Source organism: Novisyntrophococcus fermenticellae, from assembly GCF_018866245.1.
GTDB classification, from domain to species: Bacteria; Bacillota; Clostridia; order Lachnospirales; family Lachnospiraceae; genus Novisyntrophococcus; species Novisyntrophococcus fermenticellae.
In genome coordinates, this window is the sequence record NZ_CP076458.1 from 1,224,424 (window position 1) to 1,249,704 (window position 25,281).

Sequence of the window (25,281 nt, forward strand, 5' to 3'; positions counted from 1 at the left end):
TTTTGGTAAATAAAATAAATATATACATTGACAGGCGAGGTATCATGTGCTTTAATGTAAATGAGAAAAGGAGGTATGCATATGTCGATAGCATCGGATCTGATTCGCGGACATACCGATACGATTATTCTGGCTCATCTGACCCGTGAGGATAGTTATGGATACAGGATTAATAAAGAGATTCAGATTAAGACGAATAACCAATATGAACTGAAAGAAGCAACCTTATATACGGCGTTCAGGCGGTTGGAGCAATCAGGCTATATCAGCTCTTACTGGGGAGATGAGACCACGGGAGCCCGCAGGCGTTATTACACGATTACGGCGGAAGGAAAGCTGGCCTACGAAAGAATGAAGAAAGAGTGGGATGAATCCAAATATTTAATTGATATCCTCATTCAATGTGATGAGGGGGAGGAGGATCAGGATGGAAGATAAATTAAGGGCATATATGGATCATGTGTTTCGGGAGGTGAAACCAACCCGGCATTCTGTAGAACTGAAGGAGGAGATATTACAGAATCTGCTTGACAAGTACCATGATTTGATTACGGAGGGAAAGACGCCTGAGGCTGCCTATAACATTGCCGTATCCAGCGTAGGTGATATGGATGAATTACTGGAAGGGCTCCAGATGGAGAACCGTGCGTCCTCCCCACTTTCAGATGAAGAGATGAAGGAGGGTAAAAAGAAATCAGCGATTCTGACTTCTGTGGCGGTCATGATGTACATTGTAAGTGTAATTCCACCCATAGTACTGTCTGATACAAGGTATGAGGACAAAATGGGTCCCATACTTATGTTTCTGATTGTAGCCGCCGCTACAGGGATTCTCATCTACAACAATATGACGAAGCCCCGTTATCATAAGCTGGATGACTCGATTGTAGAGGAATTCAAGGAGTGGCAGAATCAGAACGATGCGAATCATAGAGCAAGAACGGCCATAAGCAGTGCGATGTGGTCAATTATCACGGTGATTTACTTTGTAATCAGCTTTATGACCATGGCCTGGCACATTACCTGGGTAATATTCCTGATAGGCGGAGCAATTGAGGGAATCGTAAAGGCAGTATTTGAACTGAGAAAGCAGAGGTAAGGATGGATAGAAAACAGTCGGCAATTATTCGTATTATTGCATGGTCGGTTACGGCTATTGCCTTATGCTGCATTTTAATTATCGGCCTGAGGGGCAGGCTTGGAAACATAGGAGGCAGCATCTTATCCTTTGGATCTGGAAATTATTACAAAGATGCAGATAAGTATCAAGCCGGAGAAACAGAAATTCAGGGAGATAAGGTAAAGGATTTGTTTGTAAACTGGGTAGACGGCAGCGTCAATATGGAAGTTTACGATGGAGATACCATTCAACTATCAGAAGTATCAAACAGGAAGCTCAAAGAGAAAGAACAGCTCCACTATTATCATGAGAACGGAAGACTGAATATACAATATCAGGAATCCGGGAAAAAGATATATTCTTCCTTTTGGATGGGGAGCAGAAAGCTGGATAAACAGTTGACCATCAAAATCCCGGCCAAAACAGTCAGTTCTTTAGGTACTATTTCTATTGATACTGTGTCTTCGGATACGAGAATTAAAGGAGTATCGTCGGAGAGGATAAAACTGGATTCAGTCTCCGGTGATTTTACATTGGTAAATTGTCAAGCAGAGGGTTTTTCCATGGACAGTACAAGTGGGAGTCTTACATCGGAAAATTTGACTGTGAATGGAAAACTGGAGACGGATACCACAAGTGGTGACGTGAATCTGAAAGGAAGATTTGTAAAACTGACTCTGGATTCTGTTTCCGGGGATATGAATATAGATTCTGAGATTTGTCCGGAAGATGTGGATACAGATACAACCAGCGGGGATGTTGTCCTTCGTATTCCTGATAACGAAGGCTTCACCTATGAGAAGGATACAGTCAGCGGATCTCTAAAATGCGATTTCCCTGTGAAACAATGGGAGGATAAGGGAAGTTATAAGGAAGGAAAAGCCTCATTTAACTTTGACACAGTAAGTGGGAATATCAATATAAAGAAGCGATGATGACAGAATGCAGGGCACTGATTGAGTTCAGTGTCCTGCATTCTGCGATAAGTTTTGAGAAAAAGAGAGTAAAATCAGGTATTCGGGTCTGGTCATCACACGAGTGACATGGTATCATAGGGTCAAAAGGTGATATAGCTGATTTGATTTTCAAAGTTACGGTAATAATCAAATAAAGATTGAAAGGAGGTCTGGCAATATGGGACAAAAGAAAGTATGGGCGATTGTGGCGGCCGTGGTTGCTGTGATTTTGATTGCTGTGGGAATATTTGTCTGGAAGAAAAGCAGCGATGAAGATGTGATGGGAAATTTGTCTGCCAGGGAAGAAGAGATAAAAATTACAGCGATGTATGTCCCTTATGGAGAAGATGAAAATCAGTACATTATGGTTGATCAGAATACAGGTGCGGTGTTTACGGTAACCATGCCCCGGGAAATCTACGATGTGAAAGGCAAAAAGATAAAGCCCGAAAATCTGAAAAAGGGAAACATCTTAAGCATCTATGGAAACGGTATTATGCTGGATTCTTATCCGGGCCAGTATCCACAGGTTACGAAGATTCAGGTGGAAGAAGAAGGAAGACCTTCTGATGCTGATCAGTATCAGACTCTGGTGGATGGAATCTATCGGGAGCCGGATCCGGCACAGCCCCCGTCTTTGAATCTGGAATATAGAACTGATTCAGCTGCAATATCCTCCATAACCTCTGAAGGTGGCTATGAATGGAATTACGTTGACAAGGAAGGAAAATCCAATTCTGTTATAGCAGATGCATCTCATATATTGACATGGGATGATATTATCGATTGCAGACTTGAGGAACCTACGGATATTACCTTACGGTTCTCAGAGAAACCGGATCGGATTGAAGTGAAGAGATGGACGAATGATATGAGAAAGAGTCCTGGAGATGATTCGGATTTACCGGACGGAGAGGATGTTTCTGCTGAAATGAATAGCGGAGATTATATATTAAAAGGAGTAGAACCTGGATTTGTCTACCTGATTACAGCACATTGGGATACGAGTTATAGGGAGTATGGATTTTTAACCGAATAACGCATGGAGGATAAGGATATGGAAAATTTTGTACAGTATACACCGACGGAAGTCATTTTTGGCAGGGAGACAGAAAATCAGACCGGAGAGGAAGTAAAAAAGTGGGGCGGTTCAAGAGTTCTGCTTATCTATGGCGGCGGAAGCGTAATCAGAAGCGGGCTTTTGGAGCGTGTAAAGATGTCACTTGAGTCAGAAGGGATTGCCTGTGAGGAGCTTGGAGGAGTACATCCGAATCCTCGCCTTTCATTTGCTGAAAAGGGAGTGAAAAAGGCCATTGCATGCAGGGCTGATTTTATTCTGGCAGTCGGAGGAGGAAGTGTTATCGATACAGCTAAGGCAATTGCTCACGGGGCAGCAAATCCCGAAGCTAAGCTTTGGGACATCTGGACGGGAAAAGTTCCGCTCATGAAATCAATGCCTGTAGGAGTAGTTCTGACAATTGCGGCAGCGGGAAGTGAGATGAGTGATTCAGCAGTTTTGACCAATGAGGAATTGGGGAAGAAGGCAGGAATTAATACCCCTTTTAATCGTGTAAAGTTCGCGATTATGAACCCTGAACTTACATTTACGCTTCCCAGGTATCAACTGGCCTGTGGAATCACAGACATTATGATGCATACGATGGAAAGGTATTTTATTCCAGGAATTAACTGTGAACTGACGGATGAGATAGCAGAAGGCCTTCTGCGTACAGTTATGAGAAATGGAATGAAAGCCATGAAAAATCAGAAGGATTATGATGCGATGGCTGAAATTATGTGGTGCAGCAGCTTATCTCACAATGATTTAACAAGTTGCGGCAGAGGGAAGGACTTTTCCGTTCACAAATTCGGACATGCGCTCAGCGCCAAATACGATGTGGCTCATGGAGCATCACTTTCAGCAGTATGGGGTTCCTGGGCCAGATTCCAGTATGATGCGGCCCCGGACCGGTTTGCAAGGTTTGCAGAGCAAGTTTTGGAGATTTCTTCTAAAGGGAAGAGCCAGATGGAGGTCGCATTGCAGGGAATTGAGAAAACGGAAGAATACTTCCATAATCTGGGTATGCCTGTTTCTTTAACGGAACTGGGGGTTCATTCCTCCGATGAAGACATTCATGCACTTTCTATGGATGCCACTATGGGAAATACGATAAAACTGTCACGTCTAAAGCCTTTATCTGCAACGCAGGTTTATGAGATATACAAAATGGCAATATGATACAGGAAACCTGCCACTGGCAGCTTCCCTTGCATACTTTGGTATTTAAAGTGCTGTAAAATGCCTGAATGGAGACATTTTACAGCACTTTTTCTTCAAAGAAATCATATGGCTACAGCATCAGGCAGCAAAGCGGATTGTGGATTTCCACCTGACTACCCTGTTTTGCCACATTGAAAAATCAAACTTCTGTCAGCATCCACAGTCACAGTCACATCCTCTATTGCATCCACCCCAGCCACGGTTACAGCCCCAGCCGCTGTTGTTGCCACAGCCCCAGCCGCTGTTGTTGCCGCAGCCCCAGCCACTGTTGTTGCCGCAGCCCCAGCCACGGTTACAGCCCCAGCCGCTGTTATTGCCGCAGCCCCAGCCACGGTTACAGCCCCAGCCGCCTCGGGAGCCGGAACATCCGTTTCTACAATTACCGGACCAAAATCCACACATTTGACTCTTCTCCTTATTTTATTTGTTAATTTATAGTATGTGAAAGGTCGATAAAAGGTGAAAAAACTTACAAATTGTAAACTTATGGATGGTACATTATCATAATTCTTTCATATTTTACATTATAGGATTAATGTAAGATAGAAATGGAGGAGCTATGATAACCATCAGTTTATGTATGATTGTAAAAAATGAAGAGGAAGTGCTGGCGCGTTGCCTGGACAGCGTAAAAGATATTGTAGATGAGATTATCATCGTTGATACAGGATCTACAGACAGAACGAAGAAAATTGCAGCGGCCTATACAGAACATGTCTATGATTTTCCGTGGATTGAGGATTTTTCAGCCGCAAGAAACTATTCATTTTCCAAAGGGACGAAGGAATATTGCATGTGGCTGGATGCTGATGATGTGATAAATGATGAAAATAAGCATAAATTTCTCGATTTAAAAAGAAACATGAATCCCCAGGTTGATATTGTCATGATGAAATATCATACTAACTTTGACGAAGCAGGAAATCCTACCTTTTCTTATTACAGAGAAAGACTTATCAAAAACCACAAGGGGTATCAATGGCAAAGTCCGATTCACGAAGTCATAACTCCCTGTGGAAATGTTATTTATTCAGAAACAGGGGTAGAACACCGAAAATTAAAGCCCGGAGATCCTGACAGAAACCTTCGGATCTTTGAAAAAATGATTCGGGATGGAATGAAATTGGATTCTCGGCAGCAGTTTTATTATGCCAGAGAATTGTATTATCACCAGCGTTATGAAGAAGCAAAGGTTGTTTTGCTGACCTTTTTGGATTCTGGATCGGGCTGGATGGAGAATCAGATAGAGGCCTGCAGACAACTGGCACAGTGCTATTACAGACTGGATATGGAAGAAACAGCGTTGCAGGCATTATTCCGCAGCTTCGCATACGATGTACCAAGGGCTGAGATATGCTGTGATATCGGCAGACATTTTTTTGACCGGCAGAAAATCCAGTTGGCTATCTTTTGGTACAAAATGGCTGCTGACACAGAAAGGAAGGATAGACAGGGAGGTTTCGTACTTCCTGACAGTTATGACTATATCCCATACCTTCAGCTTTGTGTCTGCTATGACAAATTGGGAGATTACAGCACAGCTAATGCATATAATGAAAAAGCAGGAAAGATAAAGCCAGCTTCCGCCACTTTTTTGGCTAACAAGGAATATTTTAGAAAAAAATTGCATTCCATATAAATCAAAACCCTACAAGCTTTTAAAGCGTGTCTTGGACCAGAGTCTAAGGCACGCTTAATTTTTCAGAAAAGCGTTTGCGGCCTGGTAACCCTGCTGATACAGAAAGCGGTAGGCTGGGTCATCAGCAGTAATGTTAAAGTCAATAAAGGATACGGTGCCTGTGTCGATTTGGATAGATCTTGCTTTATCTTCGGGAGATTTGTAAAATAAATCCTTTTGTACGCTGAGCAGCGAACGGTACAAATGGAAGATAAAATCAACAAGGTTACGCACAGGAAAACATTGTTCCGGGGAGAGAAAACATAATCCCAGTGTATTTGGATTTATGCCAGTAGATTGATTTGGATGAAAAGCTGGGGAATCAAAAAGGCTGATGGGGTAGTTCCACATAAGTCCTCCGTCACAGTAGAAATCCCCCATCTCCACTGCTTCAAAAAATAAAGGAATAGACATAGATATTTTTACGGCCTGGGCAACTTCCATCTCCGGTGTCGTTTCAAAAGAGAAGATTCTGGACGTATGGCAGTTTAAATTTGTTCCGATAATATACAGATCATGAAAATTTCTTTGCCCTTTATGTAAAGATGGATTTTTAAAGTCGGCAAAGGTATAGGGGGGCTCCTTTCTAGCAGGGTCAAACTGAGAAGCAATTTGTGTTTTCAGCCATTGATAAAAGTAATTTGAAGAAAACCAGCCATATTTTGTAACAATCCGGTAAAAACCGTTAAAATCATCGAAGACAGACTCCAATTCCTTTAGCAGCGGAGCTGATAGTTCCGGCAGATTGGACGGGCTGTGAGAATCGGGAATGTTCTTAAAATTCAGAGTATCAATGATGGATTTCAATTCAGGGAAAGGAAGGTTGAGGCTTGTCATGCAGGCGGTGATTGCGCCTGCAGATGTTCCGGCAGTTCTTTTCAGATTACGCAGACCTCCTGACTGCCATAAGTAGTGTAAAGCTCCCAAATAAGCAATTCCCAGGACACCCCCGCCCTCAAAGACTAAATTATCCGGTGCATAGGTCATCGTTTCACCTCAATATTGTGTTATAGGTAAGTATATGAGGATACTGCGGATTCATGCATTGCAAACACCTTTAACCACATTCTGGAAATCTGTTTTTCTTAAAATAATAACGGTTTGGGCCGCCGCTTTAATGCGGCAGCCCAAATATCTTTGTTATTGCAACACAAATCAATCAACTTTTCAACTTACAAACTTCCTTATTATGGGTGGGAGCTCTAATCAAATTAAGGAACTTTTTCTTTCCTCGTAGCAAGTGATTTTCGGGTTTTCAAATATCAGAGGACCGCCCTAAGGCAGTCCTCTGAACTCCAGGCCGGCTTATAGGTTAAGCGACCCTTTCAACCGATAAAGTTGCGCTTGGGCCCGTAGCAGCAAAGAAGAAGTTGCCCGGTACCGAAGCAAACATTTGAAGCGATAACTGGGCTCCTGCAGTAAGCGTATAGTAATTGGTCAGCGTAAAGGTAATTAGCTCGCTCGCAAGGAGTTCGTATGCCAGCATTCCGCCCGGCTGTGGGGTGCCGTCAATAGCAAGCGAGACGTTAACGTTTCCAATCTCACCATAGCTGCCCAACACATGAAAATCGACGCGATAAACGCCGTCTTCTACGATTGTAATGTTATCCGCCGTTGCAAAATCCAGACCGGCCGATGCAGAGCTCTGCTCGGGCAGCGGTACGGTAACCGGCGTATCGGTCAGCGCGATAAAGCCTGCTGTTGACATTAGTGAGCCAAAGGCGCCTAAAAACGTTCCAGTAGGTCCGGTAGGCCCAGTAGCCCCATCAGCCCCGGTAGGTCCAGTAGGTCCATCAGCCCCGGTAGGTCCGGTAGGCCCGTCAGCGCCAGTAGGTCCAGTAGGTCCAATAGGTCCGTCAGCCCCGGTAGGCCCGTCAGCGCCAGTAGGTCCAGTAGGTCCGTCAGCACCGGTAGGTCCGGTGGGTCCAATAGGTCCGTCAGCACCAGTAGATCCAGTGGCACCCAGAAGACTTGCAAGCCATTCATCTTCAGTACCAGTGAAGCCTTCATCAACAGCTGCTTCATAGGCACTGGCCCCGGTAGGCCCAGTAGGTCCTATAGCACCATCAGTGCCAGTAGGTCCGGTAGATCCAGTAGCGCCAGTAGCGCCATCAGCGCCGGTAGCCCCAGTGGCCCCGTCAGCGCCGGTAGGTCCGGTAGCCCCAGCAGCCCCGGTAGGCCCAGTAGGTCCTATAGCACCATCAGTGCCAGTAGGTCCGGTAGATCCAGTAGCGCCATCAGCGCCGGTAGCCCCAGTGGCCCCGTCAGCGCCAGTAGGTCCAGTAGGACCAGTAGCCCCAGCAGCGCCAGTAGGCCCGGTAGGTCCAATAGCGCCGGTAGGTCCGGTAGCCCCAGCAGCGCCAGTAGGCCCGGTAGGTCCAGCAGCGCCAGTAGGCCCGGTAGGTCCAATAGCGCCAGTAGGTCCAGTAGCCCCAGCAGCGCCAGTAGGTCCAGCAGGTCCGGCAGCCCCATCAGCCCCGGTAGATCCGTTGGCGCCAGTAGGCCCAGTAGGTCCGGTAGATCCGTTAGAACCAGTAGGACCAGTGGCTGCATGTATTTTATGACAACGTTGTGTAAATTAAAATGAGAATGGATAAAGCCGCTTGTTTAGCCGACTTTGTTATTCTCTACAACGGTTAGTTCTTTTCTGTTGTTCTCGATAAACTCCACTATGCGACGGTGTTGGTCTGCAAAATTAAAGTCTATTGTTACGTCGCCGCCCTCGTGGATATGGATAACTTTGATTAGCTCGGCAACAATACCCCGGTCAAGGCTGCATATGTTCTTGTACTTCCGAAAAGCGTCAAAGTAAGGATTATCAGAAATTACCCCCTGCGCCATATCCTTATTTTCTTCTTCAAGGTTGGCTATATCCTGTTTTAGCTGCTGTTCCTTTTCCTCAAACTCTTTTTTCATGCGGTGGTATTCCTCGCGGGTAATATCGCCATTTTTCCAATCAACATAAAGCCCCGTGCTGATACCCGAAATCTTTTCAAGTTCCTGTTTCCGCAGCTTGATAGAAGCGGTCAGCCGTTTTGAAACGGTGCGGGGGGCGGGAGCATTGTTTATGTCGTTGATAAGCTCTGCCATACCGTCAATCAGTGCAATTTGCTTTTGAATGGTTTCCAGAACAATACTTTCGAGCTTATCATTCCTAATAGAGTGTCGGGTACATAATCCCGTCGTGTTATTTGTTCTGCAAGCATAGTACACAAGATTTTTTGATGTTCTGCGTCCCATTGATTTTCCGCAATCGGCACAACGCAGGAATCCGGAAAAGGTGTATAACTGCCCGGACTGTGGAGCGGTTCGTGTGTCCCTCTGCATTAGCCCCTGTGCTTTATCAAAAGTTTCTTTGTCAATAATCGGTTCGTGGGTGTTCTCCACAATAAACCATTCGCTTTCAGGTGTGTTAATCCTTGTATGCACCTTATAGCTCTTTACTTTCTGCTTTCCCTGCACCATATGACCTAAATACATTTGATTGGTAAGAATTGCGGTAATACTGCGGGCAGACCATAGCGGTTCATTGTTCACAATGGCAGGATTATGGTACTTCATGCCGTTTTGCCGTTTATAAGCGGCGGGGCAAGGGGTTCCCATGCCGATTAGCTTTTTCACAATCCCGTTTTTGCTCATTCCGTCCCGGACAAACCAGTGAAAAATATCCTGCACAATCGGGGCGGTTTCATTATCCACAATTAAGCAATGTTTGTCGTCAGGGTCTTTTAAGTAACCATATGGTGCAAAGGCTCCGATAAACTCGCCTTTTTTGCGCTTCATGTTAAAGGTTCCCCGGACTTTGATTGAGGTTTCGCGGCAGTGATTTTCATTGTACATACTCTGGATAGAAACGCCCATTTCATAAACTTCATCAGGATTTTTGTAGCTATCCAGTTTGGGAAGCTCCAAAGAGATAAACCGCACATCTTTTACAACAAATAGATGTTGCAGATACTTTTTGCACTCCCAATCATTACGGCTCAAACGCGACAAATCTTTGACTATGACACAATTTACAATGCCTTTGTCAATATCTTCGAGCATACGCTGAAAATTTTCCCGGTCGCTGTCTGTGCCTGTGCAGCCGTCGTCGATATAAATATCCACAAGCTGGATTTCTTCCTCAAGCATAAGGTTTTCCAAAAACTCGTTTAATCGTTGACGTTGGTTTTTTACGCTGTAACTTTCGTCGTTTCCGTCCTCTCTGGATAGCCGGATATACAAAGCTGCTTTCCATAGAGCGAGGATTTGTTTGGTTTTATCAAGGCTTTTTCTTACACGAGCCATTATACCTCCCGTCCTCTATAATCACATTATAATTATACCATAGTTGAGCTTAAAAGTCACTGTATATGATGTGTAAGTTCACATTATTTAGACTTTTTTTGAGCTGATAAAAAAGTCTTTCAGCTTGCTTTTTAGCTCATCACCCGCAGGCTCAAACCTTACACGAACGGCACTGTCGCCGCACAAAAAGCAATAAGGGTTTTTTACCTGTTCTAAATAATTTATCATTCTTTGTTCCGGGGGCAGGTTAGTATCAATCTTGATTCCACGAATATCCACAAGCCCGGTTTTATCTATCTTCTCTATTCCTGACTGGCTCATTTCGTCCAGTTGTTTTACTGTCAACATTTGTTCCCCCTCCTTTTAAGTATTCAATACAGCATATGCTAAACCGCTTGTACGGTATGTTGTCGAAAAAAGAGGCTTTAATCGGACGGTTTTAGCAGAACCTCACGGGAATTTCACCCCTGCATGGTTCTCATGCAGCCCTACCCATTGCCTGCGACGCTTTGAACGCTCGGACTGTGGCTATAAGGGAGTATCATCATACCTTTTTGCACGTCGTCGCCCGCAAGCCGCTACACTTGCTTTGGGTTGTGGTGTTTGTTCGCTCTCTCTGAAAATAGAGGTCATGGCGCACCCAACCTATGGCTCGGCACAAAAAGAACGTATCCGATTTGCCCTATACTGCGCCGGCGTCTTATTCCGCCGCTTTCTTTATCAAGGAGCAAGAGCAAGGTGAGGTCTTACAATCTGCGGAAAGGGGGGCGCAGCTTGCTTAACTCAAACCTTGAATGAAAGGACAGCCCGCATGAGCTTTGACCGCAAGCGGTCGCGTATGTCCTCATCTATGCCGTAGTAGAAATTGCCGCGTTCGTCGCGGAGCTTCCGCATAGACAAAGTGACTATGTAGCTTTCGTAATGCTGTACGACAATCTTCATAGCTTTCGGGTCGCCCTTTGTTGCAGCTATGATTACCGGATAAGGCAACAAGCCGCGTTCGTCGTTTTCGGTGTTACCAATCGTTTGAATCATAGGCGCGTTCCTCCAAATAGCGTTTTAGAAGCTCAAAAGAGCTTGTCCGCCTGTACTGTACGGTGCTGCGTGGAATTGCGTATAACTCTGCGATTTCCACGTCGCTCATTTCAAAGAAGTAGTACAGTAAGACAGCGTTGCGTTTTTCTTCCGGCAAGCTGTGTAGGGCTTCGGCAAGCAGCTTCGCGGTAATTTCCTTTCCTGCCACACAAAAGGATTGTTCAGCTTCATCATCTGCAAAATAGCGGTCATAGGTGTAGAGCTGATTTTCCTCCTGCGGGGACAGGTCAGAAAAAGTCACTTCGCGTAGCTGTTGACGCTTCGTGTCCCTGTGGGCGTTGGCTGTTTCGTTCTTCAACGCCCGTTTGCAGTAACCGTTAAAAGCGCAACGGATTTGCCACTGGGTACGAACAGGTTCATTCATGGTATTCACCTCCTTTCGCAACCGCGAAAACGGGTGATGATTTCCCCTTTCGTAAACCCTCAACACCGGGCATTTTGGAAATGCCGAAAATGTCAGTGGATTTTTGAAAAAAACTTTTGATAAAAACGCAAAAAAGCCCGGCTGCATAGCGCAACCGGGCATAATGGAGTTATTAGCAATTATATGATGATGTGTGTGTTCATATTGATAACCGAAGTATCCCATTGATGGGGAATAACTTTTTTTAACGAGTAACAAAAATAAGGTGAAGAGTGGTAACAAAAAATAGACATGGTGATACCTCCATCGATACCGCCGCGTCCATAAAAAGGGGTAGCTTTATTTACCATCTGCTACCCCTTTTAAAAAAAGGAAAACGACGGTTTTGATTGATTCAAAACCGTCGTTTCATTACTCTACCTTACTTAAATGCGCACCTACCCATGCCACCATAACAACGGTTTTTTTTTACCGCCGGGTAGCACATTCAATTTAGATAACCATAGATTACTTGACAAAGGATATTGATGTAAGCCAACCTAAACTATATACAGCTAAAAACCTGTAGTAGTTATTTTGTTTTTTAACATACGGGTACTTAGTAAAATCACGATAGGGAAAACAATTGCAGAAAACAACCCGGCTTTAAGAGCAGATTGTGTAATGTTTTCACCTGTGAACAAATGTCCAATACCTGCTTAGTTAGACTTAATTACTACGCTTGATACCAACCCAACTAAGCTCGGGCCAACTGCACACCCAACAAGTGATATTTCCGGGATAGGGGATATGGATACCAACAGGTAACTGAAAATACATATACCCCCAGAAATTGCAATCAACTTACGCAAATCATGCTTTGCACCTTTTTTGCCATAAATCAACCTTGTAATGCAAAAGCGCAAGGCCCCAGCAAATCGCCAAATGTCTTAGGTATATGCCAAGCCCGACCTCAGCAAAAAAAGAAGACCACTTTGCCACTGCATGTTTAGCAGCGCCCGCACATATCATCAATATGAATAACAACCAAAACATTTTTGTTGAAAAAAGCTTTCTCGACAGCAGGAGCGTAAGCCCTCAATCCGGGCGCAGCTTACCGAAGATAAAAAGAATGCCACCCCGAAAAAGGACAATAAGAACAAAGCACAGGATTTGGAAAGGAGCTAACCCCATGAATAAGTTTGAAAATGTGGATATATTCACTTCTCTTGGTGCAATCATGCGGCAGAATACCGCATTTTATCAGAGTGATTTTGAGATTGACAAAGAGATTTTTCAGAAAGCGGCAAAAAGCAGCGCTGGGGTTTTTGCTATATATGAAACATTGTTGCACTCAAATCAGACTTCCAACATATCCGGTTCTGCAAATGGACCCGCAATCGGCATTTCTCCATGTGCTTTTCCGTAATAGTCTTCGTTGAACACAATGGCGGAACCATCTGGATATTCAAACCTCTGCTCTGGTTCAAATGCCACGCCTAGCACATCTGTAGTAATAACTTTGTTTTGCATTTCCGGCATGTAATCATACAAATTTGTCTTTAGGAGAAAGCCTTCCGCCGTTTCTTCCACGCAAATAGATACTTTGTTTGTTTCATCAACAAACGCCTTTTCTTTCGTCATAGGCTTAGCACCGTTAAAGTAGACATTCCCTTCTGACCATACAGGAAGTGTATTATAATATCTGTCACTAGGCATTGATCCCATTCCACAATAACCCTCAAATTGCTTCTGATACTCCTCCAACGACGGATATTCTTCGTAAGGAATCGTGCCTACAATCAGGTTGCCATCTGACCATTCATCATCCTTCATTGCGTCCATCATTTGTTTCAAAGCCGGGCGTGTTTCCTTCTGAATGAAAATGTTATTGTAAAACCTCATATCCCCATGCAGAATCGTCATAAATCCTGCTATCTCCGTACGGTGCGGCACATGGTACGGCGTATAACGCGGTGAGGGTTTGGTAAGCGTTCCATTCAGCACTCCGTGACCGACTGCCGTAAAAGAACCAGCAATCAGATTATGCACCAGCGCAACTCCCTGTGTGGCAAGTTTCAACGCACAATCTGAAAGGAGCACATTGTGGTCAATCAACGTTGGTCCATGAGATATCTCCACAAAAATGTCTTCTCCAATATCATTTCCATCTGTATGGTTATATTCTTTGGGCAGACAGTTATCAAAGAACAGGTTTCCTGTTACTCTTGTCCCCTGCGCCTGCCAGTCAAGCCATAAGCCACGAGTGCAGTTATAAAAGCGATTACGGCGTATGATAACATCAATCGTCGCATGCATTTTAATTCCTCCGATTTCAGCTCCACGTAAATTCTGTTTATTATTGATATGGTGAATTTTATTGTCCTCTATTACAGAAAATACGCCCCCCAGATGCCCCACAATTCCCGTCTGTCCGCAGTCATGGATATCGCACCTTCTAACAATGTGAGAGCCTATTTTCTCCTTACTCCATCCTTCTCTCTGTGCCTGACAGATACACTCCCTCTCTGTCTGCGTTCCATCTTTATACTTCCATTTAGACCACTTGTTATCGTTTTCCGGCTGCAAATACTTCCCCAGAGAAATCCCAGAGCATTTCGCCTCATAGATTTCACAGTCCTCTATAATCCAACCCTTTGACCAGTGTGGTCCTACCATCCCTTCCTGATATGCCGTTGGTGGAGCCCACTGAGTCGCTGCCTGTCTAACTGTAAATCCCGACAAAGTGATATACCCCACACCTTCCTTTTCTGGATAGAAGCAGTTTTTTCTTGCACTGATTTCTACGTTTTCTTTATTGGGATTCTTGCCCTGAAAATTAGCATATAGAACCGTCTCATCTTCTTTTTCATCCTGAACTGTATACCATGTATAGATAGAAAACTCCGGGTCCCATGATGTCTTACTCTTTTCTGGGTGCAGGACTTTGTCAAATTCCGTCACCTCATACATAGATTTGCCATTCAGGTATACATCGCCTGTATGCGCTGCCATTGTAGCATCAAACCAGTCGCCGTATACTAGCGTCGTATACGGATTATACTCTTCAAACACTTTGTTGGAAACCCTTGCTTTCCACACCGTGCCTTCATAACATTCCCAATTTTCCACTGATTCTGCGCCAGTGATAACAGCCGCGAGCTCAACTTCCGAACGATAAACAATTCTAGCATCTTCCCTACCCCCATTTACAGGGCTTACCGCCTCTCTGTAAATTCCTGGTGCAACAATCACTTCATCCCCATGCACAGCCCTTTTAGCAGCTTCTTGGATCCGCCCAAAAGGTTTTTCTTTGCTCCCATCTCCACCCTGTGCTGCATGCACATTTACATAGTACTTCATCTGATATCCTCCTTAAAATAATTTTTATCTACTCAAAGATGTTAAATTCCTATATTATTATCATAGCAAGACTAAGTAGTTATTTTATTTTTTAATATACGAGTACTTAGCAAAATTATAATAGGGAACACAATTGCGGTAAATAGTCCTACTTTAAGAGCAGACTGTGTAATATCCCCACCTGTAAACAAGCGCTCGACGCCTGTATAATTAGATTTAATTATTATATTTGACACAAACCCAACCAGGCTTGGCCCAACTGCACACCCGATATCCCCTCCTAAAGCCAAGTATCCAAACATAGCATTTCCTCCATTTGGATATAATTTAGAAGACAGGCTAATAGTTGCCGGCCACAAAATAGCAATGGATAGTCCAGTCAAGGCACAACCAACCAGTGATATAGCCGGAATCGGGGATAACGATACCAATAAGTAGCTAAAGATGCACATCCCTCCAGAAATCGCAATCAACTTCCGTAAATCATATTTTGCACCTTTTTTTCCGTAGATTAACCTTGTAATACCCATCAAGAGGGCAAATGCGCAAGGTCCAAGTAAATCACCAAGCGTCTTAGATGTGCCAAGACCAATTTCGGCAAAAAAGGAAGACCATTTTGACATTGCCTGCTCAGCCGCACCTGCACACACCATCAATACGAACAACATCCAAAATGTTTTTATTGAAAAAAGCTTTCTTGATGGAATCTGAACATCTTTTTCAACTAAAGTCTTCATCGGTACTTTAAGAAATAGAAACAGATTAAAAAGAGGAACAATACACCAGAGTATCGACAGCAAGCTCCAATGCTGCTCTCCAACTAATGTGAAAAATAATGTGGACAATAAAACAACCGCCACATAACCCCAACAATAGAATGAGTGTAAAATTCCCATGACACCCGATTTTTTATCCCCAGGTAAAGCTTCTGCAATAGGATTTACAACAACTTCAATGAAACCGCCGCCTACAGAATTCAAAGTTACACCAATCAATAGCCCTATAAATGGATTCATAATCATTGGAAGTATACTCATACCAAGCAGCCCTGCCAAACAACAGAGGTTAGCAATCGTTATCGAAACACGGTAACCGAAAACGTCAACAATCTTGGCCGCTAGAAAATCAACCAAAATTTGAATACAAAATCCCACAGTAATAAGAAGTGTTATTTTTTCAAGAGAGACACCTAGCTGTGACTGAAATATAACAAATAAAAGCGGCGGTAAATTACTTACTATTGCTTGACAAATATATCCGCAAAAGCAAGCGTAAAGTGTGTGTTTATAATTTAATTTCATGTATCCTCCATTGTTAGCCACCACTTATGAATAAACCAATAAATTGCGCAAATAGCTTACAATTTCCTATCCCAAAAGTTCGTCGGCTCTGTACTCTGTCTTATAACAATTTGATTATCTGGAACTACTTTCCCATCCGGATATTTTTAACTTTCCTGTTTTCTATGGTTAAATCCTCATAGACACGAATCCCGCCAGTGCCGGTAGGAGCCTGTGCCAGCAGACCCACTTTCAAAGTTTCCTCTGTTGGTAAGTTAAAAAACCGCATCATATAGTAATTACTGCCATCTATTGAATAGTGAAATGCGAAAGACTGTCCTAAGCGACATAGCTGAAGCCAAACAGAACTTTCCTCTATATTGCAACCATTTGCATCGTCTGATTGACCATTTGTAACAACACTAACAACCGCATGTGTGTTAAAATCAGTAAGCTCAAAACATGCTTTTGCCCAGTGAGTCATATCCTGCATTACCATAATAGAAGAAGAATCATAAATATCTTTGAAATCAAGTGATACTTTTACGTTCATCACAAAATCACCTGTCACCTCCGTATAATAGAAAGGAGCATTACTAAGCGATTCCGGGGTGACACCCTCTTCACCAATAGTTCCATTATTGCAGAAAAAATCACTCTGTGCTGGGGCGAAAATTTCGATTCTTTTTCCTGACTTGTTTATTGTACTTTGATTTAACCATTTAAACTCCATAACAAACTCTCCTTATAATATTTAATATTTTTCAACACGCCATTCTGCGTCTGATTCCCACTGACACTCCGTAATCTCCATATTGGTAAATGTCGCTTTATAAGAACCGTCCACTGGACTTCCGGCATATATTCCAAAAGTGATTTCACCGGACGCTTCCCACATATGGAAAATTCTCATTTGCTGAAAGGAAATACCGTCCTGGCTACACTCAATACGGTAATCACTTCCCCTACGAGAAAAGCGATACCACATAGCCTTAATGTCTGAGGAAATATCTGTAGTTGCCCAATCAGAATAGCCATGATTAGTAACTACACTTCCCAATCGCTGTACTTTTTCGTCCTCATACTCAATCGAAGCCTTAAACCAGTTATCGCTGTCCAAGTACATTGCAACGCCACACTGGTCAAAACGACTACTGCTTTCAAACGCCGTCTTTACTATAAATGAAAAAAATTGTTCGGTTGTTTTTACCTGCAACACGGGAGCAGTATCATTTTGGAAACCATAATAAGTGCGCGCCCACAAATCCGTTCCCTTTTCTGTAACAATCTCTACCTTATCTTCACTTATCATTGCCTGAACTGGTTTACGAATCCACTTTGGATTGCATTTCAAAAAGTCAGCCATACCTTTTCCTCCTAAAAGAATTAATTATCTACTAATACTATTGCATTATATCCCAATAAAAATGATTTTTCACTACACAAAATCACATATTTATAGTACAATATAACAGAGGTGAAAATTATGCAGTTCTACAAAACTACTACCGATGAAACGTTAAGAGAAACCGTTGCTCATGGCAGCGATAAATACCCTATCGCATATTATATAGACGATATTCGGCAGTTTGACCTTGGATTTATAGACTGGCACTGGCATCGAGAGGTTGAATTTGTAACGGTCTCTCAAGGTAATGTAACTTGTATGATTGGTCAAAACAAAATTTATCTGGAAAAAGGTTGGGGAATCTTTATAAACAGCGGTACTATTCATCGTTTTGAAACCAATAATATCGGCATCATGCCCAATATTGTATTTGCACCGGAACTGATTGCCACTGAAAAAAGTTTGATTCATGAGACATATATATTACCAATATTGTTATATGGTCCTGCCTATCAGATATTGAACCCGAATATTTCATGGCAGAATACGATACTAATGCTATTGAATCAAATATACGACATACAGGAAAAGAATATAGATTCGTTATCTCCCCTAAATACACTTCTTCTAACTACTGAGCTATGGAAACATCTCTTTCAAAACGTAAATAGCGAGCCAGTTTTTGCAAAGGGAGTAAACTCTGCTTTTCAATCTTCTCGATTACAAATTATGTTGCAATTTATCCATGACCATTATGCAGAAGATATAGGACTTGAGGATATAGCGAAAGCTACTAACATTAGCAAAAGTAGCACGTTGGAAATTTTTCGTCGTGGAATCTGTCAATCTCCTGTTTCTTACCTGATTGAATATCGTTTAATACAAGCAGCTATTTTATTAAAGAACACAAAAAAAACGGTTTCTAATATATCATTAACTACCGGTTTTTCCACTGATACTTACTTTTGCAGAAAATTCAAAGGCTATTACAAGATGACCCCTGCCGAATATAGAAAACAGGTATTACACAATAGCCCCTCGCTTTAGCTTGTTAACTTAAACCTTAAATGAAAGGAAAGCCAGTATGCGCTTTAACCGCAATCGCCCGCGTATGTCCTCGTCTATGCCGTAATAGATATTGCCACATTCTTTACAGCGCTACAACTTTGAAACACCCTCTGAAATTCCATTTTTGAAAAAAGAAAACGGTGGCTTTGATTTTACTCAACACCACCGTTTCATTCTTTAATATTTATATCTAACCTTAAACGGTGTTAATCATACGTTAGTTTTAAGCAATGACTGTAAAACCGCCCACGGTATTGGCTAAGCTGAAAGATTTTATTAAAGCTGTTTCAAAAAATCTACATAATCCTGCGTGCTTCTTTCAATTATTTCTGCTGTTGGTTCATACTCAGCACCATAAAAAGCGAAGAATGAACGATAGTCCGCATTGGTATAACTGAAAGTAGTTTCAAATGGAGTGAGCAGCTGCGCAAGCGTATAATGATAGCGACCCTTTTCACTATAATCTTCTTTCTTAATTCCTGCTGTAACTGCCAGCGCTACTTTACGCTCTTTCAGTTTATCACCACCATTTGAGCCATAGGCCCACCCGTGGGTCATAACATCGTCCATCCACTTTTTCATCAAAGGAGGGCAATTAAACCAATAAATTGGAAATTGCAAAATTAGATTACTGTGAGATTCAACCAGTTTTTGCTCCGCTTCAACATCAATGTTCCCATCGGGATAGAGTTTGTTCAATTCATGAACAGTAAATTGATCTGGGTGCTTTTTGAGTTCTTCCACCCAACGTTTGTTAATAATAGAGTTCTCCAAGTCAGAATGACTTACAAGTACAAGTGTTTTCATAATCATACATCTCCTTATAATTTTTGATTTTAGTATCTGCCCTTGTATCTTGAATAGCAAACTTGTTTTGCTATTCAAGATACAAGGGCTTCTTTTTTATTATCGCTACAAGACGCTCTGTGCATACAAACAATCCTACTCCATATTTTTCTTATGAGTTCAAGATTTACGCCGAATGCAGCAACAAGCTAAGTCCCGCTCTCAATCTCGTATTTTAATGTTGTGAATCCATTTTGCCACAACCATACTGTGCAAATCTAATTTCCTCTTTCATAGAATTGCTTCCTTTCTTAATATGAATTTGAACTCATCCCCATCCCAAAAGATGTTATTTGTTCAGGTCAGGCTTGACTTCTCCTCTATTATACAGTAGAATATCACATAAAAGAAGTACGCACTTTAAAGTTATATACTGAACTAAAGGAGAGTGTAAAATGGCTATAGAAGATTGCAGCCCAACCGGAATTGATATTAGTCAAACCGACTTTGGATATACAATGTCTCTTGTCTGCGGAAAATACAAAATGATTATTATGTACTGGCTTGCAGAGTATAAGCCCGTATTAAGATTCAATGAATTAAAACGTTGCTTGGGCACGATTTCTTTCAAAACACTCAGTAATACCCTAAAAGAGATGGAAGCAGACAAACTTATCATACGCACTGAATATCCACAAATACCACCCAAAGTAGAATATAGCTTGTCAGAGCGTGGAAAATCCTTAATTCCCGTTCTTGATTTGATGTGCGAATGGGGAGCGGCAAATCGCTTGTAACGAATACTTACGCAACAGGCATTTAATTTGTGTTTCTGTCAGTCTTTTTTCAATCCGAATTTTAATCATTCCATAGGAATATCAGCACTAGGATAGCCAGCAATTAAAATCGCTTGTCGTGCACACCGTATTATTAGATTCGTTTCTCTATGGGGTAAAAGCTGTTTCAAAATTTTTTCTTTCTTTAGTATTTCTTTAGGGCGTGTATTATTAAAATCAAAACATATATCTTACAGCAGATATATTATGTATTTAAGTTAAGTATATGCTATAATTAATTATATTCAAAGGAATATGATTAACAGTAGAATGTAGTAGGGTGAAATTATATGAAGCGACAAGTTGAGAAATATGATTTTAAAGCTTTTGGTCAAACCATAAAAGCAGCACGAAAAGCAAAGGGAATATCAAGGAACCAGTTAGCAGACCAGATGCACATTGCCCCTCGGTATATTGCATCCATTGAAAACAGCGGACAGCACCCAAGCCTGCAAATTTTTTATGAGCTTGTCACTCTTTTAGATGTATCGGTAGACCAATTCTTTTTTCCAAACAAGGAAACTGACAAATCCACGCAGCGCAGACAGCTTGAAAGCCTGCTTGATGATATGAGCGATAAAGGATTGCGGATAGTTACCGCCACGGCAAAAGAGATTAAGGAAGTCGAAACAGAGGACGAATGAATGTCCAGAACAGAATTGAATATTGAATAAGAAGCGTTGCAGTCTTTTGAGGATTGCAGCGTTTTTCTTTTGTGCTTCTTTGGCAAATTTGCGGTTTCCGTTGTTGTAGGTAGTAAGAGGAAAGTTTCTTAGCAAGCATAGGAAGTGGGTACCCACTTCCGTATTTTGTCCTGCAAAATGCTTGTTGGGAAGTATCCCAAACCCTCTAAAAACGGAAAGGAGCGCAAAGCATGAATGGACGAAAAAGAACGGTGCAAATTAAGTTTCGCGTTACCAATGAAGAGTTCGCACTGATAGAGGAAAAAATGAAGCTCATACCCACCTGTAATATGGCGGCGTATCTGCGAAAAATGGCAATCGACGGATACATCATTCAGATAGACCATTCCGACATAAAGACAATGACAGCAGAGATACAGAAAATCGGGGTCAACATCAATCAGATTGCGCGCCGCGTCAATACGACGGGTAGCGCATACCTAGAGGATATAGAGGAAATCAAGGAGGTGCTTAATGAAATATGGCGGTTACAAAGATTAATCCTATTAAAAGCACGTTGAGCAAAGCCCTTGACTATATCCAAAACCCGGGAAAAACGGACGGGAAAATGCTCGTGTCCTCTTTCGGCTGCTCCTTTGAAACGGCTGATATTGAGTTTGGATTTACCCTTTCGCAAGCATTGGATAAGGGAAACAACCTCGCTCATCATTTAATACAATCCTTTGAGCCGGGGGAAGTGGATTATCAGACCGCCCATGAAATCGGGCGGCGGCTTGCCGACGCTGTTACCAAAGGGCAGCATGAGTATGTTTTGACGACGCATATTGATAAGGGTCACGTTCATAATCACATCATTTTTTGTGCTGTCAATTTCGTAGACCTCCACAAGTATAATTCCAACAAAAGAAGCTATTACGGCATACGGAACATGAGCGACAAGCTGTGTAGGGAACATGGTTTATCTGTTGTCGTTCCGGGCAAAGGCAGCAAGGGAAAAAGCTATGTAGAGTACCAAGCGGAAAAGATGGGTACGAGTTGGAAAGGAAAGCTAAAAATTACGGTTGATACCCTTATCCCTCAAGTGTCCGATTTTGAAGAATTGTTGCTCCAATTGGAAGCGACAGGCTATGAAATCAAGCAGGGAAAATATATATCATGCCGCGCACCGGGACAGGAACGGTTTACCCGTTTGAAAACCCTCGGTGCCGATTATACAGAGGAAGCCTTAACAGAACGTATCAAGGGTAGACGCACCCGTGCCGCTAAAGCCCCACGGACAGAAAAAAAGGGCGTTTCCTTGCTGATAGATATTGAAAACAGTATCAAGATGCAGGAGAGCCGGGGCTATGAGCAATGGGCGAAAATCCACAATCTGAAACAGGCTGCTAAAACCATGAATTTCCTTACAGAAAACAAGATAGAACAATATGAGAACTTGACCGCTAAGATTGCGGAAATTGCGGCAGAGAGTGAACAGACCTACGACGCATTAAAGACCGTCGAAACCCGCCTTGCGGACATGGCGTTGCTGATTAAGAATATCATTACCTACCAAAAGACAAAGCCTGCCTATGATGCATACCGCAAAGCAAAAAACAAAGAGAAATACCGCGCAGAGCATGAAAGCAATATCATTCTGCATGAAGCCGCAGCCAAAGCATTACGAGCGGCGCAGATTGGCAGCAAGCTGCCTAATGTCGCCACCCTGCAAGCAGAGTATGAAAAGCTGCAAGAGGAAAAAGAAAAACTGTATGCCGACTACGGCAAGCTGAAAAAACAAGTCAAGGAATACAGCGTTATCAAGCAGAATATTAACAGCATTTTGCGGCTCAATAAAGATCCGGAACGGGGAAAGGAAGCGGAGCGATAGCTTGCTATGTTTCTGTTTCATAAAAAATCGGCTCGAACTTCCCTTAGTTCGAGCCGAAATGTTAGTGCTTTGTATTTTTGTGATTTACTAAAGTTTTTGCAGCGTTACTTTTTGTACTCTTGCTACTGGATTTAGAAGCAAGTGCCTTAGCCGCAGCTCCAACTTTTCCACCGTGATGTACTGCCATATTATTTACCTCCTTATACTCTCGGTAATCTAAGCAAATTATCGTATTGGGTATCATTTGGTTCTGAACGAACATATTTCTCACCTCTTGAACTTGTTGCTGGAACAAGATACGGATAAGGTGAAATATTAACCTTAATGCTGTTCGGGTTTTTGATTAAGTGGTCGTGCAGTGTTGCTTTTGGGAAAAAGCCCGGATTATTGCAACCATCAATATAGATTTCGGCAATTTCCTGCGTGTTGTTGGAGTTGGCACACCCCTGTTGCATTTTGATTTTCTTTGCGTACATCATAATATGTACCTCCTATAATTTATTTGCAAACAGAAGAAGCCTTGTTGTGGTTATCTGTCATACAACCACAATATGTAGCGGTTGTATCTTTCCTCTAAAACTGGTATAATGACCATAGGGATTTGGCATTACATAGTTATATGGAGTACCAAAGTAACAAGTAACAGTAGTTTGCGAGTACCAGTCGCAAATCTGCTGTTTTTTCTTTTTCTATTTGCTTGAAGCACCGTTCCTTCGATGCAACACCAGTATAACATATATGTTCCTCAAATGCAACACCTTTTTGTTGCATTCATGGAACGGCTATGCTATACTCTAAAAAAGAAGGGAGATGAACATATGGACAGCTTATCTTTTGGACAATATCTTGTTCAGTTGCGAGAAGAAAACTCAATAAGCCAGAGGAAATTAGCGGAAATAGCTGGTGTAACCAATTCCACTATAAGCCGCATTGAAGCTGATAATGTCAAGCCTGACCCGGCTACATTAGAAAAATTAGCAGACGCATTAAAAGTTGAAAAAGAGGTTTTGTTAGCAAAATGCGGTTATATTCCAGAAGAATTTGTTATTATTGCACGTAAAACAGGCGCTCTTTCGGAAGAAAAAAGAGCTGAAGCATATAAGATATTTAACGATACGATTGATAAATTCCTCCTTGAAGATGATGATGACGAGGAGGATTAGCGATGAAATATGATTGGTCAAAAATTACTTCCTCAGCATATTTAACACTATTAGAACTTGATTTACATGAGTTTCCTATTCCTGCAAACAAAATAAAGTGTAAAAATGTAATGATATGTAGTTATCAGAAGTATTCAAAAAAAACAGGCTGTTCAATAGAAAAAATAACTCTTGGGCACGAGCTTGATGATGCTTTTCTGCTAAAGGGGCTTCGTCCGGGTCTGACAATGATTTTATATGATAAAGAGAAATATGGTGCGCGCTTAAAACATACATTGTGGCATGAGGTAGGTCACATTAAATGTAACCATAAAAATCACGGTGAGCAAGAGGAAATAGAAGCCCACTTCTTTGCTGCGCAAGCTAATGCTCCAAATGTACTTATTAAAGCGATTTCTCAAAGAGGATATGCTATAACGATACCTTTTCTTATGGAATGTTTCGGGTTAAGCGAAGAAGCTGCGAAAAAGAAAAAAGAATATTTAAATAAATATGGATTTGAACATAGCAATGAATATGATGATGTAGTGTTGATGCAGTTTAACGATTACATAAATAGAAAATACCCGCCCAAAACCACACATTTTTTTGATGATTATTATGATGATATGGAAAGAGAACGGGAAAAATGGTAAAAAAGGACAGGGCGCGGAAAGCCATTTATTGACTTCCGCGCCCCGTCTTTTTATGGGTGCTGTTTTTGATGTTCTGTCACGCAGTAGAACGCCATTTTTTAGGGTTTAGGTATAAAACTCTTGCCCGGTCATTTTCGTGTCTGTAAAGCCCTATTACACAAGGCTCTTTTCGCCCCTATCGCGTGACAATAGACGCTGTTTTCTCTTGCGTTCCGTCGCTTGTATGCGCTGTATCTTCTTGCGGCAATCCGGGCAGTATTTGACATTGTTTGAGCTTGACACAAAGGCCGCGCCGCACACCAGGCAACGCCGCTTGTCCTCGGCTGCGTAAAGCTCGGAATATAACACTTTATCAAGGGGCAGGACAGCGGCGCGAAACCATTTGCAAAGCAGGGAGTATGAAATAAGCTGCGGACAAACGCACTCGTCCCCGTCGTCATGCAATATGCAATTTCCGTCAAAGCAGTTGCAGCACTCTTTCTTCACAAGGGCGTTTACCCGTCTGCTTTGGGGTGCGTCAGTCGC

At 42.3% G+C, this 25,281-nt stretch carries 29 protein-coding genes; 13 read left to right on the plus strand and 16 right to left on the minus strand.

The window, feature by feature from the left end; genetic code table 11:
• Positions 1–81: 81 nt before the first annotated feature.
• The 5 genes from KNL20_RS05450 to KNL20_RS05470 all read left to right on the plus strand — a co-directional run bounded on the left by KNL20_RS05450 (position 82) and on the right by KNL20_RS05470 (position 4,315).
• Positions 82–438 (plus strand): PadR family transcriptional regulator, encoded by a 357-nt coding sequence (locus KNL20_RS05450; protein WP_230399606.1) that lies wholly within the window; start codon positions 82–84, stop codon positions 436–438.
• Positions 428–1,099 carry a permease prefix domain 1-containing protein gene (locus KNL20_RS05455; RefSeq protein ID WP_230399607.1) on the plus strand — a complete coding sequence of 224 codons (672 nt, stop codon included), beginning with the start codon at positions 428–430 and terminating at the stop codon, positions 1,097–1,099. Before KNL20_RS05450 ends, KNL20_RS05455 begins: the two co-directional genes overlap by 11 nt.
• 2 nt (positions 1,100–1,101) lie before the next feature.
• On the plus strand, positions 1,102–2,055 hold the full coding sequence (locus tag KNL20_RS05460) for a DUF4097 family beta strand repeat-containing protein (protein ID WP_230399608.1): 954 nt from the start codon (positions 1,102–1,104) through the stop codon (positions 2,053–2,055).
• 199 nt (positions 2,056–2,254) lie between these two features.
• Complete coding sequence (locus tag KNL20_RS05465) at positions 2,255–3,115, plus strand: hypothetical protein (protein WP_230399609.1); 861 nt, start codon at positions 2,255–2,257, stop codon at positions 3,113–3,115.
• 18 nt (positions 3,116–3,133) lie between these two features.
• A complete protein-coding gene (locus KNL20_RS05470; RefSeq protein WP_230399610.1) occupies positions 3,134–4,315 on the plus strand; it encodes an iron-containing alcohol dehydrogenase in 1,182 nt (393 codons plus the stop codon).
• Between the two features lie 155 nt (positions 4,316–4,470).
• On the opposite strand, the gene KNL20_RS05475 is transcribed toward KNL20_RS05470, so the two are convergent.
• Positions 4,471–4,755 (minus strand): hypothetical protein, encoded by a 285-nt coding sequence (locus tag KNL20_RS05475; protein ID WP_230399611.1) that lies wholly within the window; start codon positions 4,753–4,755, stop codon positions 4,471–4,473.
• 161 nt (positions 4,756–4,916) lie between these two features.
• Between KNL20_RS05475 and KNL20_RS05480 the strand changes: the two genes are divergently transcribed.
• Positions 4,917–5,996, plus strand: coding sequence for a tetratricopeptide repeat-containing glycosyltransferase family 2 protein (locus tag KNL20_RS05480; RefSeq protein WP_230399612.1), 1,080 nt, complete (start codon positions 4,917–4,919; stop codon positions 5,994–5,996).
• Between the two features lie 54 nt (positions 5,997–6,050).
• On the opposite strand, the gene KNL20_RS05485 is transcribed toward KNL20_RS05480, so the two are convergent.
• The 11 genes from KNL20_RS05485 to KNL20_RS05535 all read right to left on the minus strand — a co-directional run bounded on the left by KNL20_RS05485 (position 6,051) and on the right by KNL20_RS05535 (position 17,772).
• The gene (locus tag KNL20_RS05485; protein WP_230399613.1) at positions 6,051–7,022 is read right to left on the minus strand and encodes a patatin-like phospholipase family protein; all 972 of its coding nucleotides are present in this window, start codon (positions 7,020–7,022) and stop codon (positions 6,051–6,053) included.
• Between the two features lie 325 nt (positions 7,023–7,347).
• Positions 7,348–7,743, minus strand: a complete 396-nt coding sequence (locus KNL20_RS05490; RefSeq protein ID WP_230399614.1) for a BclA C-terminal domain-containing protein — start codon at positions 7,741–7,743, stop codon at positions 7,348–7,350.
• A 17-nt stretch (positions 7,744–7,760) separates the two neighbouring features.
• Positions 7,761–8,060 carry a hypothetical protein gene (locus tag KNL20_RS05495; protein ID WP_230399615.1) on the minus strand — a complete coding sequence of 100 codons (300 nt, stop codon included), beginning with the start codon at positions 8,058–8,060 and terminating at the stop codon, positions 7,761–7,763.
• A gap of 582 nt (positions 8,061–8,642) precedes the next feature.
• The gene (locus KNL20_RS05500) at positions 8,643–10,325 is read right to left on the minus strand and encodes a recombinase family protein (protein ID WP_230399616.1); all 1,683 of its coding nucleotides are present in this window, start codon (positions 10,323–10,325) and stop codon (positions 8,643–8,645) included.
• 87 nt (positions 10,326–10,412) lie between these two features.
• Positions 10,413–10,673, minus strand: coding sequence for a DUF6870 family protein (locus KNL20_RS05505; RefSeq protein WP_230399617.1), 261 nt, complete (start codon positions 10,671–10,673; stop codon positions 10,413–10,415).
• Between the two features lie 435 nt (positions 10,674–11,108).
• Positions 11,109–11,360: a helix-turn-helix domain-containing protein gene (locus tag KNL20_RS05510; RefSeq protein WP_230399618.1), complete on the minus strand. Its 252-nt coding sequence runs from the start codon at positions 11,358–11,360 to the stop codon at positions 11,109–11,111.
• Complete coding sequence (locus tag KNL20_RS05515) at positions 11,341–11,784, minus strand: RNA polymerase sigma factor (RefSeq protein ID WP_230399619.1); 444 nt, start codon at positions 11,782–11,784, stop codon at positions 11,341–11,343. Before KNL20_RS05515 ends, KNL20_RS05510 begins: the two co-directional genes overlap by 20 nt.
• Positions 11,785–13,122: 1,338 nt before the next feature.
• Positions 13,123–15,126, minus strand: a complete 2,004-nt coding sequence (locus KNL20_RS05520; protein ID WP_230399620.1) for a right-handed parallel beta-helix repeat-containing protein — start codon at positions 15,124–15,126, stop codon at positions 13,123–13,125.
• A gap of 71 nt (positions 15,127–15,197) precedes the next feature.
• Positions 15,198–16,427 carry an MFS transporter gene (locus tag KNL20_RS05525; RefSeq protein ID WP_230399621.1) on the minus strand — a complete coding sequence of 410 codons (1,230 nt, stop codon included), beginning with the start codon at positions 16,425–16,427 and terminating at the stop codon, positions 15,198–15,200.
• Between the two features lie 124 nt (positions 16,428–16,551).
• The gene (locus KNL20_RS05530; RefSeq protein WP_230399622.1) at positions 16,552–17,139 is read right to left on the minus strand and encodes a DUF1349 domain-containing protein; all 588 of its coding nucleotides are present in this window, start codon (positions 17,137–17,139) and stop codon (positions 16,552–16,554) included.
• A 21-nt stretch (positions 17,140–17,160) separates the two neighbouring features.
• Positions 17,161–17,772: a DUF1349 domain-containing protein gene (locus tag KNL20_RS05535; RefSeq protein WP_230399623.1), complete on the minus strand. Its 612-nt coding sequence runs from the start codon at positions 17,770–17,772 to the stop codon at positions 17,161–17,163.
• A 120-nt stretch (positions 17,773–17,892) separates the two neighbouring features.
• Between KNL20_RS05535 and KNL20_RS05540 the strand changes: the two genes are divergently transcribed.
• Entirely contained in the window at positions 17,893–18,801 is a 909-nt protein-coding gene (locus KNL20_RS05540) for an AraC family transcriptional regulator (protein WP_230399624.1), read from the plus strand.
• A gap of 297 nt (positions 18,802–19,098) precedes the next feature.
• Here the strand turns inward: KNL20_RS05540 and KNL20_RS05550 are convergent, their stop codons facing one another.
• Positions 19,099–19,629, minus strand: a complete 531-nt coding sequence (locus KNL20_RS05550) for an NAD(P)H-dependent oxidoreductase (RefSeq protein ID WP_230399625.1) — start codon at positions 19,627–19,629, stop codon at positions 19,099–19,101.
• Positions 19,630–20,063: 434 nt separating this feature from the next.
• Here KNL20_RS05550 and KNL20_RS05555 point away from each other — a divergent pair, with 434 nt between their 5' ends.
• The 4 genes from KNL20_RS05555 (at position 20,064) to KNL20_RS05570 (ending at position 22,958) form a co-directional block, all read left to right on the plus strand.
• Positions 20,064–20,405 carry a winged helix-turn-helix transcriptional regulator gene (locus KNL20_RS05555; protein WP_230399626.1) on the plus strand — a complete coding sequence of 114 codons (342 nt, stop codon included), beginning with the start codon at positions 20,064–20,066 and terminating at the stop codon, positions 20,403–20,405.
• 329 nt (positions 20,406–20,734) lie between these two features.
• Positions 20,735–21,088, plus strand: coding sequence for a helix-turn-helix transcriptional regulator (locus tag KNL20_RS05560; protein ID WP_230399627.1), 354 nt, complete (start codon positions 20,735–20,737; stop codon positions 21,086–21,088).
• 230 nt (positions 21,089–21,318) lie between these two features.
• Positions 21,319–21,648 carry a plasmid mobilization protein gene (locus tag KNL20_RS05565; protein WP_230399628.1) on the plus strand — a complete coding sequence of 110 codons (330 nt, stop codon included), beginning with the start codon at positions 21,319–21,321 and terminating at the stop codon, positions 21,646–21,648.
• Positions 21,609–22,958, plus strand: coding sequence for a relaxase/mobilization nuclease domain-containing protein (locus tag KNL20_RS05570; protein ID WP_230399629.1), 1,350 nt, complete (start codon positions 21,609–21,611; stop codon positions 22,956–22,958). The genes KNL20_RS05565 and KNL20_RS05570 overlap by 40 nt, the downstream gene beginning before the upstream one ends.
• A gap of 61 nt (positions 22,959–23,019) precedes the next feature.
• On the opposite strand, the gene KNL20_RS15905 is transcribed toward KNL20_RS05570, so the two are convergent.
• Positions 23,020–23,145, minus strand: a complete 126-nt coding sequence (locus tag KNL20_RS15905) for a hypothetical protein (protein WP_268966537.1) — start codon at positions 23,143–23,145, stop codon at positions 23,020–23,022.
• A gap of 13 nt (positions 23,146–23,158) precedes the next feature.
• Positions 23,159–23,437: a DUF3892 domain-containing protein gene (locus KNL20_RS05575; protein ID WP_230399630.1), complete on the minus strand. Its 279-nt coding sequence runs from the start codon at positions 23,435–23,437 to the stop codon at positions 23,159–23,161.
• Between the two features lie 339 nt (positions 23,438–23,776).
• Between KNL20_RS05575 and KNL20_RS05580 the strand changes: the two genes are divergently transcribed.
• Entirely contained in the window at positions 23,777–24,121 is a 345-nt protein-coding gene (locus KNL20_RS05580) for a helix-turn-helix domain-containing protein (protein WP_230399631.1), read from the plus strand.
• 2 nt (positions 24,122–24,123) lie between these two features.
• Positions 24,124–24,756: an ImmA/IrrE family metallo-endopeptidase gene (locus KNL20_RS05585; protein ID WP_230399632.1), complete on the plus strand. Its 633-nt coding sequence runs from the start codon at positions 24,124–24,126 to the stop codon at positions 24,754–24,756.
• Between the two features lie 153 nt (positions 24,757–24,909).
• Here KNL20_RS05585 and KNL20_RS05590 read toward each other — a convergent pair whose 3' ends face one another.
• A complete protein-coding gene (locus tag KNL20_RS05590; protein ID WP_456299665.1) occupies positions 24,910–25,242 on the minus strand; it encodes a cysteine-rich VLP protein in 333 nt (110 codons plus the stop codon).
• Positions 25,243–25,281: the final 39 nt, after the last annotated feature.

What these genes read in the sequence shown, in the direction of transcription:
- KNL20_RS05450 (WP_230399606.1), top strand. Translation starts at nt 82, where the DNA reads ATGTCGATAGCATCGGATCTGATTCGCGGACATACCGATACGATTATT.
- KNL20_RS05455 (WP_230399607.1), top strand. Translation starts at nt 428, where the DNA reads ATGGAAGATAAATTAAGGGCATATATGGATCATGTGTTTCGGGAGGTG.
- KNL20_RS05460 (WP_230399608.1), top strand. Translation starts at nt 1,102, where the DNA reads ATGGATAGAAAACAGTCGGCAATTATTCGTATTATTGCATGGTCGGTT.
- KNL20_RS05465 (WP_230399609.1), top strand. Translation starts at nt 2,255, where the DNA reads ATGGGACAAAAGAAAGTATGGGCGATTGTGGCGGCCGTGGTTGCTGTG.
- KNL20_RS05470 (WP_230399610.1), top strand. Translation starts at nt 3,134, where the DNA reads ATGGAAAATTTTGTACAGTATACACCGACGGAAGTCATTTTTGGCAGG.
- KNL20_RS05480 (WP_230399612.1), top strand. Translation starts at nt 4,917, where the DNA reads ATGATAACCATCAGTTTATGTATGATTGTAAAAAATGAAGAGGAAGTG.
- KNL20_RS05485 (WP_230399613.1), bottom strand. Translation starts at nt 7,022, where the DNA reads ATGACCTATGCACCGGATAATTTAGTCTTTGAGGGCGGGGGTGTCCTG.
- KNL20_RS05490 (WP_230399614.1), bottom strand. Translation starts at nt 7,743, where the DNA reads ATGTCAACAGCAGGCTTTATCGCGCTGACCGATACGCCGGTTACCGTA.
- KNL20_RS05495 (WP_230399615.1), bottom strand. Translation starts at nt 8,060, where the DNA reads ATGAAGCAGCTGTTGATGAAGGCTTCACTGGTACTGAAGATGAATGGC.
- KNL20_RS05500 (WP_230399616.1), bottom strand. Translation starts at nt 10,325, where the DNA reads ATGGCTCGTGTAAGAAAAAGCCTTGATAAAACCAAACAAATCCTCGCT.
- KNL20_RS05505 (WP_230399617.1), bottom strand. Translation starts at nt 10,673, where the DNA reads ATGTTGACAGTAAAACAACTGGACGAAATGAGCCAGTCAGGAATAGAG.
- KNL20_RS05510 (WP_230399618.1), bottom strand. Translation starts at nt 11,360, where the DNA reads ATGATTCAAACGATTGGTAACACCGAAAACGACGAACGCGGCTTGTTG.
- KNL20_RS05515 (WP_230399619.1), bottom strand. Translation starts at nt 11,784, where the DNA reads ATGAATGAACCTGTTCGTACCCAGTGGCAAATCCGTTGCGCTTTTAAC.
- KNL20_RS05520 (WP_230399620.1), bottom strand. Translation starts at nt 15,126, where the DNA reads ATGAAGTACTATGTAAATGTGCATGCAGCACAGGGTGGAGATGGGAGC.
- KNL20_RS05525 (WP_230399621.1), bottom strand. Translation starts at nt 16,427, where the DNA reads ATGAAATTAAATTATAAACACACACTTTACGCTTGCTTTTGCGGATAT.
- KNL20_RS05530 (WP_230399622.1), bottom strand. Translation starts at nt 17,139, where the DNA reads ATGGAGTTTAAATGGTTAAATCAAAGTACAATAAACAAGTCAGGAAAA.
- KNL20_RS05535 (WP_230399623.1), bottom strand. Translation starts at nt 17,772, where the DNA reads ATGGCTGACTTTTTGAAATGCAATCCAAAGTGGATTCGTAAACCAGTT.
- KNL20_RS05540 (WP_230399624.1), top strand. Translation starts at nt 17,893, where the DNA reads ATGCAGTTCTACAAAACTACTACCGATGAAACGTTAAGAGAAACCGTT.
- KNL20_RS05550 (WP_230399625.1), bottom strand. Translation starts at nt 19,629, where the DNA reads ATGAAAACACTTGTACTTGTAAGTCATTCTGACTTGGAGAACTCTATT.
- KNL20_RS05555 (WP_230399626.1), top strand. Translation starts at nt 20,064, where the DNA reads ATGGCTATAGAAGATTGCAGCCCAACCGGAATTGATATTAGTCAAACC.
- KNL20_RS05560 (WP_230399627.1), top strand. Translation starts at nt 20,735, where the DNA reads ATGAAGCGACAAGTTGAGAAATATGATTTTAAAGCTTTTGGTCAAACC.
- KNL20_RS05565 (WP_230399628.1), top strand. Translation starts at nt 21,319, where the DNA reads ATGAATGGACGAAAAAGAACGGTGCAAATTAAGTTTCGCGTTACCAAT.
- KNL20_RS05570 (WP_230399629.1), top strand. Translation starts at nt 21,609, where the DNA reads ATGGCGGTTACAAAGATTAATCCTATTAAAAGCACGTTGAGCAAAGCC.
- KNL20_RS15905 (WP_268966537.1), bottom strand. Translation starts at nt 23,145, where the DNA reads ATGGCAGTACATCACGGTGGAAAAGTTGGAGCTGCGGCTAAGGCACTT.
- KNL20_RS05575 (WP_230399630.1), bottom strand. Translation starts at nt 23,437, where the DNA reads ATGATGTACGCAAAGAAAATCAAAATGCAACAGGGGTGTGCCAACTCC.
- KNL20_RS05580 (WP_230399631.1), top strand. Translation starts at nt 23,777, where the DNA reads ATGGACAGCTTATCTTTTGGACAATATCTTGTTCAGTTGCGAGAAGAA.
- KNL20_RS05585 (WP_230399632.1), top strand. Translation starts at nt 24,124, where the DNA reads ATGAAATATGATTGGTCAAAAATTACTTCCTCAGCATATTTAACACTA.